Here is a 16,978-nt window from a genome sequence, read left to right as displayed (position 1 = left end):
CCGCGGCAACCGTGCGCGGTCAGTCGAATACGGCGACGGGCCGGCCTTGCCCGGTATGAGCCTTCAGCGATTCCAGCGCCTCGGGCAAGCGCGATACCGACGTCGGCTCGATCGGCAGCGGCGCCAGCGCACGATGCAGCACATCCGTGAGCAGACGCTCGCCCGCGTCGACCAGCGTGCGCCACTGCGCGGCCGACCCGTGTGCGTGCAGTGCATTGAGGGCCACCTCGTGCAGCGAGATTGCAGTCGTGAACGGCGCGACCGGCGACGTGTCCAGACGATCCTGGATACAGACGAGATGGCCGTTCGCGCCCACGGAAGCGGCCAGCCGGACGGCATGCTGACCGCTCACCGTGTCGAACACTGCATCGAACGGCCGACGCGATGAAAAGGCACTGCTTCCGATATCGGGCGACAGGCAGGTCGAAGCGCCAAGACGCGCCATCCGCTCGAAATGACGGGCGTTGCACATGACGGAGACGCGCCAGCGCGCACGTACGGCAAGTTGGACCAACAGCGTGCCGACCGCGCCACCGGCCCCGCTCACGAGCGCCTCGGCGCCAGGATGGTGCGGCACTTTTTGCATCGCTTGCCACGCGGTCAGCATGGGGCACGGCAATGTCGCGGCCTCGGCAAAGCCCAGGCCCGGTGGCAAGCGCAACACTGCGCGGGCCGGCACCACGGTGTACTGCGCGAAACTACCGTCGCGCGCGAGCGACTGATGGTAGGCCACGCGCACACCCAGCCATTCCCGTTGTATCCCCGCGCCGACGGAAACGACCTCTCCCGCGCCGTCGACACCGGGCACGTGACCCGGCCGCCAGTCGGGCGCACCCCAATCGATGAACTTCCAGTCGACCGGATTGAGCCCTGCGGCGCGGTTGCGTACGAGCACCTCCCCGGGCCCCGGCGCCGGCCTCGGAACCCGCTGCCACACGAGCGCGGAAGGGGCGCCGGCGATCTGCCAGGTCCACGCGCCCATCGTCTCCACCGTGCTGTTCATGTCCATCGTCACGTCGTGTTCCACCATCGCTACACCACCGCGTCGAGCGCTGCGCTGTTCAGCAGCGATTTGCCGAGCACGTAGTCCGCCCCCTTCTCGCCTATCATGATCGATGCGGCGTTCGTATTGCCCGACACGAGATTCGGCATGATGGATGCATCGATCACCCGCAATCCGTCGATGCCGCGCACGCGCAATTCCGGATCGACCACTGCGCGCTCGTCCACGCCCATCCTGCACGTGCCGACCGGGTGATAGACGGTCTTGGCGCGCTTGCGAATGTAGTCCATCAGCCCGGCGTCGGTCGCGACGCCAGCACCCGGCAGCGCTTCTTCCCCCGTATAGGCGCGCAGAGCGGGCTGCGCGAGAATTTCGCGCGCTTTTTTCAGGCCGGCAACGGCGACGCGCCGATCTTCGGCATGCTGGAAGTACTTCGGATCGATCCACAGCGCAGCGGCCGGGTCCGCGCTGCGCAGGCGAATCTCGCCACGGCTTTGAGGGCGTAGCACGCACGGATTGATCGTCGCGCCTGCCGACTTCACGTGGTCCTGGTCGAGGTCCAGAAACACGATAGGCACGAAGTGCATCTGGATGTTGGGCCGCTCTTGCGGCGCGTCGACGTTGACGAACGCGCAGGCTTCGGTCACGTTCGACGTGACAGGACCGCTCTTGAACAGCAAGTACTGCAGTCCGTTTTTCAGCGTATTGGCGAAGCTGTCCTGACCGTAGTAGCCGTAGTTTCCGGTGCAATACGAAACCGCGGGAAACTCGATATGGTCCTGCAGGTTCGCGCCGACGCCCGGCAGATCGTACACCGTCTCAATACCGTGCCGGGCGAGTTCGGCGGCCGCGCCGATTCCCGAAAGCAACAGCAAGCGGGGCGACTGCACGGCTCCGGCCGACACGATCACCTCCTTGCAGCCCTTCTCCTGGACGACCTCGCCATTGCTGACGTATTCCACCCCGACGGCCCGGCCTGCGTCGATCAGGATCCGGTCCACGCGGACATCGGTGCGGATCGTCAAGCGGCCGCTCGCCTCGGCCTTGCGCAGATAGGCCACGGCGGCGCTGCAACGACGCTTGTTGCGTGTCGTGATCTGATTGAAACCGACGCCGTTCTGCGTGGCACCGTTGAAGTCGTGGGTAAAAGGAATGCCAGCCTGCTGCGCGGCACGCACGAATGCTGTCGACAATTCACAGCGCTGCGTGAGATCGGATACACCAAGCGGCCCGCCTACGCCGTGATAGCGATCGTTGAGTCGCTCGTTGTCCTCGGCGCGCTTGAAGTACGGCAACACCTCGTCGTAAGACCATCCGGAATTGCCTAGACGATCCCATTCGTCGTAGTCCTCGCGTTGGCCGCGGATATAGATGAGCGCGTTCACGGAACTGCCGCCGCCCAGCACGCGCCCTTGCGGCACGATGCGCGGACGGGCATCGAGTCCCGTTTGCGGTTCGGTTTCGTAGTGATACAGCAGGTCCGTGGACAGCAGCCTCGTGAAACCCGCCGGAATGTGCACCAGCGGATTCCTGTCACGCGGCCCCGCCTCCAGCAACAAGACGTTCGCGCCGGCCTCGATCAGCCGACCGGTGACGGCACTGCCCGCCGAACCGCCCCCAATCACGATGTAGTCGTATTTCAATGATGTCTCCTGTGTCCGGTTCTGGTGTCAATTCAACGGGACAGCCTCGCGAGGGCCTCGGCGCCGCTTCCCGTCACGATAGATATATGATGCATCATCATAGAGCAATGGCCGGCGCTCCGGTAGAGCCAACTTGTTAGGGCAAATACCCATCTAACACGAAGCCATGCGGATATATGATGCATCATGCATGTCGCATCAGCCACATGGCACCGCAGGTTCGCTCAGGCACCCGCGATGAAGTTCGCAGAATGCAAAACACGATCACAGAGGAGACGATGAGCAACCATCTGGTCATGCGCAACATCAGCAAGCACTTCGGCGGCGTACACGCGCTGCGTAACGTCAGCCTCGATGCATACGGCGGCCAGGTGCACGCGCTGATGGGCGAAAACGGCGCGGGTAAATCGACGCTCATGAAAATACTGGCGGGCGCCCACACGCCCGACGAAGGCGAGATCCTTCTGGATGGTCGCCAGCTTGCGATCGACAGTCCCCACACTGCGCGGGCACACGGGATCTCGGTCATTCACCAGGAGTTTTCGCTCGCAAAGCATCTTTCCATCGCGGAGAACATCTTCCTGCACGACATCGGCGCGGGAACGTCGATCATTCGTTGGTCGAAACTTTATGCGCGCGCCCGCGAACAGCTTGCCGCGCTCGGCTTCGGCGAACTGGACGTATCGCGCCCCGTATCGACGTTGTCGGTCGCCGAACAGCAGATCGTCGAGATCTGCAAGGCGCTTTCCCGGACGTCGCGCGTTCTCGTATTCGACGAGCCGACCGCGGTGCTGACCGCGCGCGAAACCGAGCGTCTGTTCGCCCTGCTGGAACGGTTGAAGCGCGACGGCGTCTGCATCATTTACATCTCGCATCGACTCGAAGAAATCTTCGGACTGTGCGACAGCGCCACCGTGCTCAAGGACGGCACCTTCGTCAGCACGGTGCGCATTGCCGACATCGACGAGAGCCGTCTCGTTCAACTGATGGTGGGCCGCGAGCTCCAGGATCTGTTCCCCAGACGCGACGCGTGCATCGGCGACAAACGGCTCGAAGTCCGCGAGCTGTGCGCGGGCGAAAACGTGCGCGATGTGTCGTTCCATGTGCGCGCGGGCGAAGTGTTGGGATTCAGCGGTCTCGTCGGCGCCGGGCGCACGGAAACGATGCGCGCGATCTTCGGCGCAGACCGCAAGAGCAGCGGCCAAATCCTCGTCGATGGCCGGCCAATTCCAAAACTCAAACGTCCCCGTCACGGCATCGAAAGCGGCATCGGCATGCTGCCCGAGGATCGCAAGCAGCAAGGCGTGCTGCTCGACATGCCAATCCGCGTCAACGCGATGATGACGCCGCGCAACGGGCTCGCGCGCCTGCGCTGCATTCTCGATCATCGTGCCGAGCGCGTGCGCACACGCGAATTGATCAAGCAGCTCCGGGTGAAGGCGCGCGACACCGAGGTCGACGTGTCGACGCTCTCCGGCGGCAACCAGCAGAAAGTCGCGCTGATGAAGTGGCTCTCGAACGGATGCCGCGTATTGATTCTTGACGAGCCGACCCGGGGCGTCGATATCGGCGCCAAGATCGAGATCTATCAGGTAATCAACGAACTCGCGCGCACCGGCGCCGCCATCATCGTGGTTTCCTCCGACATGCCGGAGATCATCGGCTTGTGCGACCGTGTGGTCGTCATGCGCGCAGGCCGTATCGCGGGCGAACTCAGCGGCCCCGCCATCAATGAAAAGTCGCTGATATCGCTGGCCATGGGAGTGAAGTAATGGAAGGAATCATGCAAACGCAGCGCGCCGACGTACCGCTGCTTCGCAGCGTGGCGCGCTACAACGCGCTGATCATGCTCATCGTGCTATTCGCCGTATCGAGCATCATGTCACCGGCGTTTCTGAGCGAGGAAAACCTCTATAACCTGCTGCGGCAGTTGACACCGCTGTTGCTCGTCAGCCTGGGCATGCTGCTCGTGATCAATACCGGCGGCATCGACCTGTCGGTGGGGTCGATCGCGGCCGCGGGCGGCCTGCTGGCAGCCATGCTGGTGCCGGTGATGCCGTTCGGCGCCACGCCGGGGCTCCTCCTCGCAGTCGTGCTGTCCGTCACGCTTGGCGCGCTTTTCGGCGCATTCAACGGAATATTGGTGACCGCCTTCGGCCTCGCGCCATTCATCGTCACGCTCGCCATGATGACCATCGCGCGCGGCGTCACGTACATGATGTCGAACGGCCAGCCGACGATGCTGCCACTCGATCTGCCCGCAGCGGAGTTGCTCAACGAATTCGGCAGCGGCAGCGTACCGTGGCTCAACGTACCTTGGCCCGTCGTACTCGCCGCGGGCGTCGCGCTCCTGTTCTACTTCTTGATGAACTACACCACATTCGGACGCATGGTCGTCGCCACCGGCAGCAACGAAATGGCGGTGCGGCTTGCAGGTATTTCCGAGCGCCGCTACAAGTTCTGCGTCTACGTGATTTCCGGCGCACTGAGCGCCGTCGCCGGCATCATTTACACGGCCCGAACGGGTGTCGGCACACCGATCACTGGCGTCGGCCTGGAGCTCGACGGGATCGCCACGTGCGTGATCGGTGGTGCACTACTCTCCGGCGGAAGGGGCTCAGTTCTCAACACCGTGATTGGGGTGCTCGTGCTGGGGCTCATCGGCAACGTGATGAATCTGCTGAGCGTACCGGTGTATCCGCAGCAGATCATCAAGGGCGCCATCATCATTCTCGCCGTTCTGGTTCAGCGCATCGGCCAACGCTGAACAGCGCGTCCGTGCAAGAGGCCGCCGCGCGGCCTTCCGCTCCACGCCTTACTTCGTCAAACAATATCGTTCAGGAGACTCAAATGCGCGTTGCTCGCAAGGCACTCGCCGCAGCCGGCATGCTGGCGTTCGGCATCACCGCCCCGATCCATAGCGAGGCCAAGGCCAGGATCTACACGCTGCTACCCAACACCGCCCTGTCGGGCGTAGTCGATCCCTCGCTGCCGGATCGGACTGCGATTCGCAAGGCGTGGCCGAAACAGCCTGCCAATCCAAAGGAGATCAGAATCGGCTGGACAGAGATCACGCTCGGTAATCCATGGTTCGTGGAGCTTATCAAGGGCGCGCGGGCGAGCGCCGCAAAGTACGGCTATTCGATCGACGTGCAGGTCGCCGACGGTGATCTCCAACGCCAATGTGCGCAGATCGACAATTTCGTCACGCGCAAGCTGGATGTCATCGTGGTCGATCCGACCGATACACTGGGCGTATCCGCGTGCGTCAATCGCGCCGTCGATGCCGGCATTCCAGTCGTCACCGTCGGCACGACGCCGGACGCAAGCGCCCGCGTCCTTACCACGCTGCTCGGCAATCCGTATGCAAGCGGCTTCGAGGTCGGCCAATATGTGGCGAAAACAGCCGGCAAGGACACGCCGATCGACGCAGCCGTCATCATCGGCGTGCTCGGAAACTCGACGTCGGAAAGCCGAATCAACGGTCTGATCACGGGCATCGTCTATCAGCGCATGCGCGACCAGGCCCCCGGGGCGAGCCGCGATGACGCCATGCTGCGCGGCTTCGAACTGTTCCAGACGCTGAAGAAGACCGGGAAGTTGAGCGCACCGGACATCAAGTTCAATGTGCTCGCGCTTGGCGTTGGCAAGTGGACCGAGGAAGGCAGTCTCGCGGCAACCGAAGACATTTTGTCCGCGCACGGGAGCAAACTGAATTTCATCCTCTCGGAAAATGACTTCATGGGGCTCGGCGCATTACGTGCCGTACGCAACATGGGCAAGCAGGGGAAGATCCGCATTGCCGATGCAGCCGGCGGCTATCGCGGCGAACTCGATCAGATCAAGAAGGGCAACATCCTCGTGTCCGGCGAGAATTCCGGCGAGCAGACGGGCGTCGCGGCCATTGAATTCATCCACAACGCATTCACGCGGCGCGTCGATGCCAACAACCTGCCGCTAGGTTCCGGCTTCCCGCCCGCAATCATCACGCAAGGCAACGTTGATCAGAAGATCGACCCGAACCCGGCCAACCTGTTCTACAAGTACACGATCCCGCCCGTCCGGTCGATTCCGGAAATCCGCGGGCAAGGCAAGAGCGACTGAGTCGTTTCAACTGCCCCTTTCCAATGCAACGGCGCGCATACACTCATTGTTTCCGCCGCGCCGCGTTAAAGGAGTTTCACTTCATGAGCTTTGACAATGGCACATTTTGCGCCGATCTTTTCGCGGGAAAACACGTGGTCGTTTCCGGCGGCACAAGTGGCATCGGGCTGGCCATCGCGCGCACGTTTCACCGACTCGGCGCGCATACCACCGCCACGGGATCGTCGATGAAGAAGCTCGACGCGCTTCGCGACGACGCATCCCTGTCGGGGCTGCGTTTCGCCGCGCTGAACGTGCGCGACCAACGAGAAATAAATGCATTCTTCGGCAGCCTCGCGCGCGTCGATGTGCTGATCAATGCGGCCGGCGTGGCTCGTCCGCGCGACGAATACACGGACGACGTCTTCACCGATGTGCTCGATGTCAACCTGCGTAGCGTGATGCGCGTTTCGCAAGCCGCGCGCCCGCTGCTCGAACAGTACCGGGGCTCGATCGTCAACATTGCCTCGATGCTGAGCTACCTCGCCGACGCCGACGTACCGGCCTACTGCGCAAGCAAAACCGGAGTCGTCGGCCTGACTCGCTCGCTGGCACACGAATATGGGCGCAGCGGCGTGCGCGTCAACGCCATCGCGCCGGGTTATCACCGAACCGAGATGACCCGGATATTCTGGGAGTCGGAAGCGTTGTCGAACAAGATCGTGGCGCGGTCTGCGCTCGGACGCTGGGGCGAGGCAGACGACCTGGCGGGTGCCGCGGTGTTTCTTGCCTCCCCTGCGGCCGCATTCGTGACTGGCGTGACGCTGCCCGTCGATGGTGGTTATGTATCAGGCTTTTAAGCCGATTTGGGACCCGGTTCGAAGTCGATTTGATGAAATGGCCGCGGGTGCCGGCCATTTCATCTTTCAATCGGACCTCGATCGGACGGCGTTCAGACGATGCCGCCGAAGCACAAGTACTTTATTTCTAGATAGTCGTCGAGACCATGGCGGGATCCTTCCCTGCCGAGGCCGCTTTCCTTCACGCCGCCAAACGGCGCGACTTCCGTCGATACGATCCCGTCGTTGATGCCGACCATGCCGTATTCGAGCGCCTCCGCGACCCGCCAGACGCGCGCGATATCGCGCCCGTAGAAATACGAAGCCAGGCCAAACGGTGTATCGTTCGCCAAGGCGACAGCTTCGGATTCCGTGTTGAACCGGAAAACCGGCGCAACGGGTCCGAACGTCTCTTCGTCGAAGATTCGCATGTCTCGTGTCGCATCGGCCAGGATAGTCGGTTCGAAGAAGTTTCCGCCGAGTGCTGCGCGCTGGCCGCCCGTCACGATGCGTGCGCCCTTCGCGAGCGCGTCCTGCACATGCTCTTCGACTTTCGAAACGGCGCTGCCGTCAATCAGCGGGCCGATTGTGACGCGTTCATCAAGACCGTTTCCAACCACGAGCTCGGCGACTGCCTTCTCGAGTCGCGTGACGAAGTGATCGTAGATTCCATCCTGCACGAGCAGGCGGTTCGCACATACGCAGGTCTGCCCGGCGTTGCGATATTTTGACGCGATCGCGCCGCGCACGGCAGCGTCGACATCGGCATCGTCGAATACGATGAACGGTGCGTTGCCGCCCAGTTCCATTGACGTCTTCTTGGCCGTCGCCGCACATTGGGCAAGCAGTTGTTTGCCGATTTCGGTCGAGCCGGTGAATGAAAGCTTGCGCACGGCCGGATTCGACGTGATCTCGGCGCCAATCTGGCTCGCGTTGCCCGTCACGCACGAAATCACGCCGTCGGGAATGCCTGCACGAACGGCCAGCACACAGAGTGCCAATGCGCTGAACGGAGTTTGACTCGCCGGTTTGAGCACCATCGTACAACCGGCTGCCAACGCTGGCGCAAGCTTGCGCGTGAGCATCGCCGCCGGGAAATTCCATGGCGTGATGGCCGCGCATACTCCGATGGGCTGCTTCAGCACGACGATCCGCTTGTCGGCCGCAGTCGACGGAATCGTGTCGCCGTACGCGCGCTTGCCCTCCTCGGCGAACCACTCGACGAACGACGCGGCATAGTTGATTTCGCCGCGGCTCTCGTTCAGCGGCTTTCCTTGCTCGAGCGTCATGATTTTCGCCAGATCTTCGCGATGCGCGAGCATCAGATCGTGCCACCGTCGCAGCAGCGCCGCGCGCTCCTTCGCGGTTTTGGCCCGCCAAAGCGGCAGGGCCCGGGACGCCGCGTCGATCGCGCGTCGCGTTTCGGCGGCACCCGCCCGAGGTACGCTACCGAGCACTGAGCCAGTCGCAGGGTTGAATACGTCGATCGTAGCCCCGTCGTCTGCCGCAGTCCATTCACCGTCGATCAGGCATACATCTTTCAGAAGGTCCGTATCGCGCAGCTCGGCGCCACGCCAGCTTTCGCCATTCAACATCGCTATTCCCACTTTTGTCAAAACCGGCGCGAAATGGTGGCGCCCGGGTCTCGATATCCGGGACGGATGGACGAACGAGACCCGATGCACCCTTCGCGAACCATTAACATCGACACGCCTGCACCGCCCGCGATATGGATGTTCATTTAGCGGGCGGCCGATCGATCAGGTTGCCTTCGCAAGCGCGGCGCGTGCGACGCGCGCGATGCCAGGACCGTCGAGTTCGTAGTGCGCATACAGATGCGTCGGTGGCGCGATCAGGCTGTACTCGTCGTAGATGCCATGCCGCACGAGCCGCACGCCGAGGCCCTCGTCGGCCAGGACCTCCGCCACTGCCGCACCGAGGCCGCCAATCACGTTGTGCTCCTCCACCGTGACGAGCACGCTCGACTGCCTGGCCGCCGCGATAATGGCGTCGCGGTCGAGCGGCTTGATGGTCGGCATGTCGATCACACCGGCAGAAATGCCTTCCGCTCCGAGCTTGGTCGCTGCCTCGAGCGCACCTGCGACGGGCAAGCCGCAGCCGATGATCGTGACGTCGTGCCCGACCGAGTGAACGATCGCCTTGCCGATCGTGAACTCGACACCGTCTTCGTAGACTTTCGGATCGCGCCCGCGTCCGATGCGGAAGTAGATCGGGTCCGGCCACGTGGCTGACGCGCGAATCGCCGCGGCCAGTTGCGCACCGTCAGCCGGCGAGATGACGGTCAGGTTAGCGATCGCGCGCATCGTCGAGATGTCTTCCGTCGCATGATGCGAGGTACCGTAGAAGCCGAGCGAGATGCCGGTATGGTGACCGACCAGCCGCACCGGTAGCTTGCAGTACGCGACATCCATGCGGATCTGCTCGCAGCACAACAGGCCGAGAAACGATGCGAAAGTCGCGACGAAGGGCATCAGGCCGGTGGTCGCCATGCCGGCGGCCGCGGAAACCATGTTCTGCTCGGAGATGCCGAATTGCACGTAGCGCTCCGGAAACTCGCTGGCAAACTTGTTCAAGCCATTCGAATACTGGAGATCGGCGGAGCCGGCGACGACGGGATGGCCTTCGCGCACGAGGTCGATCAGCGCATCGGACAAATAGTCGAGCCCAGGATTGCGCGCGTTGAGCGCCCGGTATTGCCACGAATCGGGATTTTGCGGAGTAGACATGCTTAGATCACCTTGCTCTTGATTTCTTCGATCGCACGTTGCGCGTCGTCGGGTGCCAGATAGCCGAGATGCCAGCCCGGCTCGGTTTCCATGTACGACACGCCCTTGCCCTTGATCGTCTTCGCAATGATGCAGGCCGGCTTGCTGCGTGCCGTGTCCGCCTTGACCCGACGCAACAACGGCACGAGGGCCGCCAAGTCGTGGCCGTCGACTTCATGCGTCTCCCAGCCGAACGCGCGCCATTTATCTGCGAGTGATTCGATGCCGATGACGTCGTCGACCTTGCCGTCGAGTTGATAACCATTGCGATCGACAATCGCGACGAGATTCGAAAGGCGGTGGTGCGCCGCGAACAACGCGGCTTCCCATACCTGCCCTTCCTGCATTTCGCCATCACCCAGTAACGTGAAAACCTTGAAGGGACTGCCTGCCAGCTGCGCCGCCTTCGCCATGCCGGCCCCATTCGACAGCGCATGGCCGATCGACCCCGAGCTGAAATCGACACCGGGGACCTTGGTCATGTCCGGGTGGTCGCCAAGCGGGTTGCCGAGCCGCGTGTAGCCATCGAGGGTCTCGCGCTCGATGAACCCGTACTCGGCGAGAATGGGAAAGAGGCCGACGGCAGCGTGTCCCTTGCCCATCGTGAACCGGTCGCGGTCCTTCCAGCGCGGCTCGCCGGCTCGCACCGACATGACGTCGTAGTACAACGCCGCAAAGATTTCGGCTGCTGAAAACACCGATGTGTAATGACCCGTCTTCGCGATTTCGATCAGACGGATCGTCTCGAGGCGGACGAATTGGGCCTTTTCGCGCAACCGCGCGAGCGTCTCCGTGGAAAGCGCATGATCGCTCTCCTGCAATGCTGTCGACATAGAGTCTCCTGTTGGAACCTGAAAAGAACGAGGCAAGCACGCCATTTTTGCCCGCCGCATTGATGCATGATGCATCATATATTTTTCGAATGCAACGACGAAGCCATCAGCGGGCAAATAGCAGTTGCGGGGCACTCGAATAATGATGCATCATATATCATCAAGAACACGGAGACGCGTATGCTCACCACCCCACCCTCCTCGCCGATCGTCAATGGCGAAACACAGCTCATCGTCCTGATGGCATGGCCTGCCACTCATGTCCGCACGCCGACGCTGTTCAATACGCTCTGCGCCAGCCGGAACGTCAACGCCATCATGGTCCCGTGGGCCGTGCGTCCCGAACATCTCGTGCAGGCATGCGACGGTTTGCGGCACATCGCCAATCTGGCCGGCATCGTCCTCACGATTCCGCACAAGCAGGCTGCGGCCGAACTGTGCAACGAGCTCGAGGGGGACGCATCGCTGCTGAGCGTCGTCAATGTGCTGCGCCGCAACGCTGATGGCAGCTACACGGGACGCATGTACGACGGCTCCGGATTCGTCACCGGCATGCGGCGGGAGGGTATTGCGCTTGCGGGCAAGCGCGTGCTTCTACTGGGTGCCGGCGGGGCGGCAACCGCCCTTGCGCTGGCATTGGCGCGCGAAGGGATTGCGCGGTTGACCATTGCGAACCGGAATCGGGAAAAGGCGAACGATCTGGCCGCACTCGTCGGAAAGGCGGTGCCGGACTGCGCGGTAACCGCAGACAGCGGCGAACCCGACCGCCACGACATCGTGATCAACGCGACGTCACTCGGGCTCAAGCCTGACGACGCCCTGCCGTGCGACACCTCGCGGCTCACGGCGGGCATGGTCGTCGCGGAGGTCGTCATGCAACCTGCCGTCACGCGGTTTCTGATGGAAGCCGAAGCGCGGGGCGCTCGCATTCACCGCGGCGAGCACATGGTTACATCGCAACTTGACCAGTTTGTCCAATTCTTGCTTCCGGCCGCAGGCCGCACGGATTGATGCATCCATGCTGCCGGGCGTGTTGGCAAATACGCCATCCAAGCCGTGCTTCATGGGGCCGAGCCGCCCGGCCATTCTGGAATGCGTATTACATCGGTGGTCATCGGCGCGTCAGTTTGATTGCATCCGGTTTAGACCCCGCATCGATCCATCTTCTCTGTTACTCGAAATCATGACTGCACTCATTTTTGGATCTCCAGGGCGATACATTCAGGGAGATGGCGTCCTCGACGAGATCGGTCAATACATCCGCGATTGCTCGGAGCGTGCATTGGTTCTTTGCGACATTTTCGTGAAAAGGCAGTTCGGCGCGCGCATCGCGGCATCATGTGACGCACACGGAATCGACGTCCTCTGGCTGGCGTTCGACGGTGAACTCACGGATCGCAAAGTGCGCGAACTGGAGCGTGCCACGCAATCGTTCGACTATGGCGTCGTGGTCGCAATCGGTGGTGGCAAGACGCTGGACGCCGGAAAGGCCCTCGTCGACACTGCTGGTTGCGCTTTGATCACGGTGCCTACCGTGGCATCGAACGACTCGCCGACTTCCAAGAACTATGTGCTTTACGACGACAACCATCAACTCGCATCGGTCAGGCACCTGCCGCGCAGCGCCGCGTACGTGCTGGTCGATACCGCGGTGATCGCGAAGGCGCCGACACATTTTCTGCTGGCCGGAATTGGCGATGCGATCAGCAAATACTTCGAGGCAGAGCAGTGCTTGCGCAGTGGCGGAAAAAACATGTTCGGCGCCAGGTCGTCGTACTCCGCGTACATTCTCGCGCGTGAATGCTTCTCGCTGATCCGCTCCGACGCCGAAACGGTGCTGGACGAACTCGCGCACGGCCGCACCGGCCATGGGTTCGACCGACTCGTCGAAGCGGTCATTCTGATGAGTGGCCTGGGCTTCGAGAGCGCGGGGCTCTCGATCGCACATTCAATGACGCGCGGCCTCTCCCGAATCGAAACGGCGGCCGCAGCGCCACACGGGTTGCAGGTCGCATATGCGCTGCTCGTACAGCTACAGCTCGAAGGTCGAGCACCGGACTTCATGCGCGATCTGACCGGCTTGTATGAACGCATCGGCCTGCCTGTCCGGCTGAGCGACCTGGGCCCCGGGGCCGTTACGCGGGACCACTACGAGACCGTCGCCAGATTCACGTTACAGGCGCCTCATTCGGCGAATTTCGAGCGTCCGCTCCGCGTCGAGGACCTCGTCGCGGCGATGGATGCAATCGACCACGCAACCGCCTGAGCCTCGGCATTGCGCGAATCGGGCGCGCATCCAACCCCGCATCAAAAACAACTGGAGACGTCATGACTTACCTTTCCCATCTTTCTACGTCGCGACCCGCGGCGTTACGATCGTCCTCTCATCGGCGATCGCTGATCGCATCTAGTCTAGGCAATTTGCTTGAATGGTTCGACTGGACGATCTATACGGTGGCATCCGTCTATATCGCCGGCGCGCTGTTCGACAACACGGACAAGACATCGTCGCTGCTCGGTACACTGGCCGTGTTCGCCGCGGGCTTCTTCGCTCGCCCGTTGGGCGGCATGGTGTTCGGCGCGATAGCGAACCGGGTCGGGCGCCGTTCGGTACTCTTGAGCACGATGCTGCTCATGGCGTTTGCCAGCCTCCTGATCGCCATCATCCCGTCATACGACGCGATCGGCAGCTGGGCTTCGGCTGCCTTGTTACTCGCGCGACTCGTGCAGGGCGCGGCACACGGCGGCGAGACGACGGCGTCCTATGCGTATGTTGCCGAGATCGCCCCCGCGTCCCAGCGAGGCTTGTGGTCGAGTGCCGTATTCATTTCGGTCGGCGCCGGCTCGTTGATTGCCACGTTTTTTCTCGCGTCGTTGACGGCGTTCCTTTCACCGGATGCCATGCAGGCGTGGGGATGGCGAGTGCCGTTCGCGACGGGCGGCTTCCTCGCGATATTCGCGCTCTGGCTGCGCCGCAACATGGTGGAAAGCATCGACATCGATACATCGGCCAACACACGTCATGCGCCGTGGCCCCGGGCCAAGGTCATCCGCGAAGGCCTCAAGCTGTTCGTGTACGAAGCCGGATCGACGCTGACCTACTATACGTGGGTAACGTCCGCCGCCATCTATGCAATCACGGTCAAGCACATGGATCCGCACCGTGCGTTCACCATGAGCTGCATCGCGCAGGTGATCTATCTGATCGTGCTTCCGCTCATTGGGCGCCTTTCCGATTACACCGGGCGCAAGGTGACCACGCTCATTTCGTTGCTCGGCATCTCGATCACCATCTTTCCGCTATGGAGCCTGATTTCCAGCGAGCCATGGACTTTGCTGGCCACGCAATCAATCGGGCTCGTTCTCGTTGCGTTCATTACCGGCAGCAAGCCTGCCGCCATTTCGGAACAAGTACCGACGCGTTACCGCACTCGTCTGTTCGGCTTCTTCATTTCGCTCGCGGTGGCGCTCTTCGGTGGCACGGCATCCTATCTGAACGCGTGGCTGTATTCGATTCAAAAGGGACAGCTATTCAACGTCTATCTGATCGTGGTGGCAATCATCGCGAGTTGTGCCGTCGTGACCTGGAAGAACAACACCGGGGTAAAGCTCGACGATATCGAATGATGCCGCCGAGTGCCGGCCGATTGAGCCGAGGCGGAGCCATGCCGGGGCCCCGCCTCGGCCGCGTGCGGTCGCTCCGAGCTTACCCGTGAGCCCCTGCGCGGCTTCGACCGTCATCGTGATCCGGTCGTACGGTCCGTCCCCCTTCAGCACGATCCGGAAGATTCCCGACGCCCATTGCGGCAACGATTCGACGGCCACGCGAACCGCGCTCGGGAACACGTTGATGCCGCGCACGTTGAACATGTCGTCGGTGCGGCCGGTGACGCGGAATCGCCATGCCGTGCGACCGTCCGGCCCGCGATCGACGCCGGTCACGGTGACGACGTCTCGCGTGCGGTAGCGAACGAGCGGCTGGCACTCCTTCTGCAAGTGCGTGCAGACGAGTTCGCCGACGGTCCCCGTCTCGATCGGCAAGCGTTGCAGCGTGGCGGGATCGACGATTTCGGCAAAGACCACGTCGCTCGCGTGATACAGCAAGTCGTTGGTCCAGTCGGTTTGCCCGCCGAGAATGCTCAGCACTTCCGACAAACCGAAGTTGGCGTTACGGATCCGGAAGCCCCACTTCTCTTCCATCGCGCTGCGCAGATCCAGATTGTCGAGCCCGGCCTCGCCGCCGAACAGGTCCAGCGTCAGCTTCAGGTCGCGAGGACGAAGGTCGGTCGATTCGCGCAGGATCTGTTCGATGAGCCCCGGATACGAAGGCGTGCACGAAATCGCGTTGATGCCGAGATTGACGATCGAATCGATCAGCAGACGCGTATTGCCCACGCCGAACGGTACGACCGTCGCGCCGGTCGCCTCCAGAATCGTGTGATCGGTAAAGCCGCCGGTCCACATGCAGTAGTTCAGGCAGTGCACCACGCGATCCGTCGGCCGCAATCCAGCGGCCCACATCGACCGCGCGCCGACCCGTGCGACCCGGTACGCATCGGCCGCGCTGTTCGCAAGAATCAGCGGGCGTCCGGTCGTCCCGGAGGTGCGATGCAGCCGGGACACGCCCGCCTCGCCGCACGCCACGTAATCGCCGAATGGAGAGGCCGCCTCCTGGCTGATCCGGAGTTCGTCCTTCTCGGTAAAAGGCAGCTCCTGTAGCGCATCCAGCGTCACTTCTCGGTCGATCCAGCGCGACAGCTTCCCGCGATAGAACGTCGACATCGAACGGATGTAGTCCCACTGCGACGGCCATAGCGCGTCTTGATGCCGGCGCACCTGCCCGGGAGGCAGGGTTTCGAATGCTTCGTCGAAAAGCGCGTTGCCTGCGTTGACTGACGACTCCACTTTCATGTTCCCGTTTCCTTTAGCATGACGAACCCATATCGCCGACACGGCCGCGACGGCTTGCGCACTGAAACGCGAGTGCGGAACGCTCCACGATCGAGCGCGCGTGACTCGCGCTCGCCACCGAACTGGCCGCATCGGTCGCCACGACATCGAACCAGTACCGTTCGCCATCGAACGCCCGGAACGTCGCGGTGACGACAACCGGGACATCCAATGGCGTCCGCGCCAGATGCGTGACATGCGTCATGCGGCCGATCGATCATTCGTCGCGCCGCATTCGCTGGCACATCGCGTCGACGCAAGCGGCTTCCATGAGGCCCATCAACGCGGACATCGACAGCACGTCGGGACCGCATGCCGCTGCGTCGCTGGAGCGACGCTCGCCCGGCTCGGGTATCCCGATCACTTTCGGGATCGACGTACGTACCGCTGGCATCGGGCGCCTCCTCCGGTTCGTTACGCTCCAGTACTGCAAAGCCCGTGCCAATATCGAATCGACCGGGAAGCGTTGTCTGGTGGGCGGGTGCGGTCGACGCGACCATCCGCCGTATTCGATCTGAACGGAAAGAATCTTTACGATCGGAAGGAAAATCGACAGTGACCGACGAGCAGGCCAGACGCGATCCGGCCAGAAAACGCGGCCTTCAGAAGGCAGGGCTGCGCCAGTGCCGCGCGCGGGTTCGATGTGGTCTGCGCGAGCCGACGTTGCAGCGCGTGCTGCTGGTCGAAACGACAGCAAAGGCTTGCTCGCTCGCCTCAAGCTCGTGCGCGGCTTCGACCAATGCCATCTCGGTATCACGCGGCAACGCGCGGCGGCATCCGGCAGGACCATCTGATACGCTGCCGCGAGTATCTTGTTCGGTAGGTCGTCGAGCACATAATG

15 protein-coding genes are annotated in these 16,978 nt (G+C 62.5%); 7 read left to right on the top strand and 8 right to left on the bottom strand.

Features of this window, described 5'->3' with window-relative positions; all coding sequences use genetic code 11:
- Positions 1 to 19: 19 nt before the first annotated feature.
- Positions 20 to 1,030 (bottom strand): zinc-binding dehydrogenase, encoded by a 1,011-nt coding sequence (locus KPB06_RS07100; RefSeq protein WP_104013159.1) that lies wholly within the window; start codon positions 1,028 to 1,030, stop codon positions 20 to 22.
- 2 nt (positions 1,031 to 1,032) lie between these two features.
- Positions 1,033 to 2,646 (bottom strand): GMC family oxidoreductase, encoded by a 1,614-nt coding sequence (locus tag KPB06_RS07095; RefSeq protein ID WP_059579010.1) that lies wholly within the window; start codon positions 2,644 to 2,646, stop codon positions 1,033 to 1,035.
- Positions 2,647 to 2,924: 278 nt separating this feature from the next.
- On the opposite strand from KPB06_RS07095, the gene KPB06_RS07090 reads away from it, so the two are divergent.
- The 4 genes from KPB06_RS07090 (at position 2,925) to KPB06_RS07075 (ending at position 7,589) form a co-directional block, all read left to right on the top strand.
- The gene (locus tag KPB06_RS07090; RefSeq protein WP_059579116.1) at positions 2,925 to 4,418 is read left to right on the top strand and encodes a sugar ABC transporter ATP-binding protein; all 1,494 of its coding nucleotides are present in this window, start codon (positions 2,925 to 2,927) and stop codon (positions 4,416 to 4,418) included.
- Positions 4,418 to 5,413 carry an ABC transporter permease gene (locus KPB06_RS07085; protein ID WP_081066621.1) on the top strand — a complete coding sequence of 332 codons (996 nt, stop codon included), beginning with the start codon at positions 4,418 to 4,420 and terminating at the stop codon, positions 5,411 to 5,413. The genes KPB06_RS07090 and KPB06_RS07085 overlap by 1 nt, the downstream gene beginning before the upstream one ends.
- Positions 5,414 to 5,496: 83 nt before the next feature.
- Positions 5,497 to 6,750: a sugar ABC transporter substrate-binding protein gene (locus KPB06_RS07080; protein ID WP_059579007.1), complete on the top strand. Its 1,254-nt coding sequence runs from the start codon at positions 5,497 to 5,499 to the stop codon at positions 6,748 to 6,750.
- Between the two features lie 83 nt (positions 6,751 to 6,833).
- Complete coding sequence (locus tag KPB06_RS07075; protein ID WP_059579005.1) at positions 6,834 to 7,589, top strand: SDR family NAD(P)-dependent oxidoreductase; 756 nt, start codon at positions 6,834 to 6,836, stop codon at positions 7,587 to 7,589.
- Positions 7,590 to 7,681: 92 nt separating this feature from the next.
- Here the strand turns inward: KPB06_RS07075 and gabD are convergent, their stop codons facing one another.
- The 3 genes from gabD to KPB06_RS07060 all read right to left on the bottom strand — a co-directional run bounded on the left by gabD (position 7,682) and on the right by KPB06_RS07060 (position 11,187).
- Positions 7,682 to 9,163 carry an NADP-dependent succinate-semialdehyde dehydrogenase gene (gene gabD, locus KPB06_RS07070; RefSeq protein ID WP_060010772.1) on the bottom strand — a complete coding sequence of 494 codons (1,482 nt, stop codon included), beginning with the start codon at positions 9,161 to 9,163 and terminating at the stop codon, positions 7,682 to 7,684.
- Positions 9,164 to 9,328: 165 nt separating this feature from the next.
- Positions 9,329 to 10,315, bottom strand: coding sequence for a transketolase family protein (locus tag KPB06_RS07065; RefSeq protein ID WP_059578999.1), 987 nt, complete (start codon positions 10,313 to 10,315; stop codon positions 9,329 to 9,331).
- A 2-nt stretch (positions 10,316 to 10,317) separates the two neighbouring features.
- The gene (locus KPB06_RS07060) at positions 10,318 to 11,187 is read right to left on the bottom strand and encodes a transketolase (protein ID WP_060010775.1); all 870 of its coding nucleotides are present in this window, start codon (positions 11,185 to 11,187) and stop codon (positions 10,318 to 10,320) included.
- 180 nt (positions 11,188 to 11,367) lie between these two features.
- Between KPB06_RS07060 and KPB06_RS07055 the strand changes: the two genes are divergently transcribed.
- The 3 genes from KPB06_RS07055 to KPB06_RS07045 all read left to right on the top strand — a co-directional run bounded on the left by KPB06_RS07055 (position 11,368) and on the right by KPB06_RS07045 (position 14,814).
- Positions 11,368 to 12,198, top strand: coding sequence for a shikimate dehydrogenase family protein (locus tag KPB06_RS07055; protein WP_059579109.1), 831 nt, complete (start codon positions 11,368 to 11,370; stop codon positions 12,196 to 12,198).
- 172 nt (positions 12,199 to 12,370) lie between these two features.
- Positions 12,371 to 13,453, top strand: a complete 1,083-nt coding sequence (locus KPB06_RS07050; RefSeq protein WP_059578994.1) for a glycerol dehydrogenase — start codon at positions 12,371 to 12,373, stop codon at positions 13,451 to 13,453.
- Positions 13,454 to 13,515: 62 nt separating this feature from the next.
- Positions 13,516 to 14,814 carry an MFS transporter gene (locus KPB06_RS07045; RefSeq protein ID WP_059578991.1) on the top strand — a complete coding sequence of 433 codons (1,299 nt, stop codon included), beginning with the start codon at positions 13,516 to 13,518 and terminating at the stop codon, positions 14,812 to 14,814.
- Here KPB06_RS07045 and KPB06_RS07040 read toward each other — a convergent pair.
- From KPB06_RS07040 to KPB06_RS07030, 3 genes are all read right to left on the bottom strand, one after another.
- The gene (locus KPB06_RS07040; RefSeq protein ID WP_226093955.1) at positions 14,716 to 15,921 is read right to left on the bottom strand and encodes a phenylacetate--CoA ligase family protein; all 1,206 of its coding nucleotides are present in this window, start codon (positions 15,919 to 15,921) and stop codon (positions 14,716 to 14,718) included. The genes KPB06_RS07045 and KPB06_RS07040 overlap by 99 nt on opposite strands.
- Before the next feature lie 190 nt (positions 15,922 to 16,111).
- Entirely contained in the window at positions 16,112 to 16,342 is a 231-nt protein-coding gene (locus KPB06_RS07035; RefSeq protein ID WP_089466058.1) for a thioesterase, FlK family, read from the bottom strand.
- Positions 16,343 to 16,354: 12 nt separating this feature from the next.
- Positions 16,355 to 16,531 carry a hypothetical protein gene (locus KPB06_RS07030; protein WP_155634578.1) on the bottom strand — a complete coding sequence of 59 codons (177 nt, stop codon included), beginning with the start codon at positions 16,529 to 16,531 and terminating at the stop codon, positions 16,355 to 16,357.
- Positions 16,532 to 16,978: the final 447 nt, after the last annotated feature.

Source organism: Burkholderia semiarida, assembly GCF_029268935.1.
Classification (GTDB): Bacteria; Pseudomonadota; Gammaproteobacteria; order Burkholderiales; family Burkholderiaceae; genus Burkholderia; species Burkholderia semiarida.
Note: the sequence above shows the minus strand (reverse complement) of the source record. Positions and strands in the feature narration are given on the sequence as shown.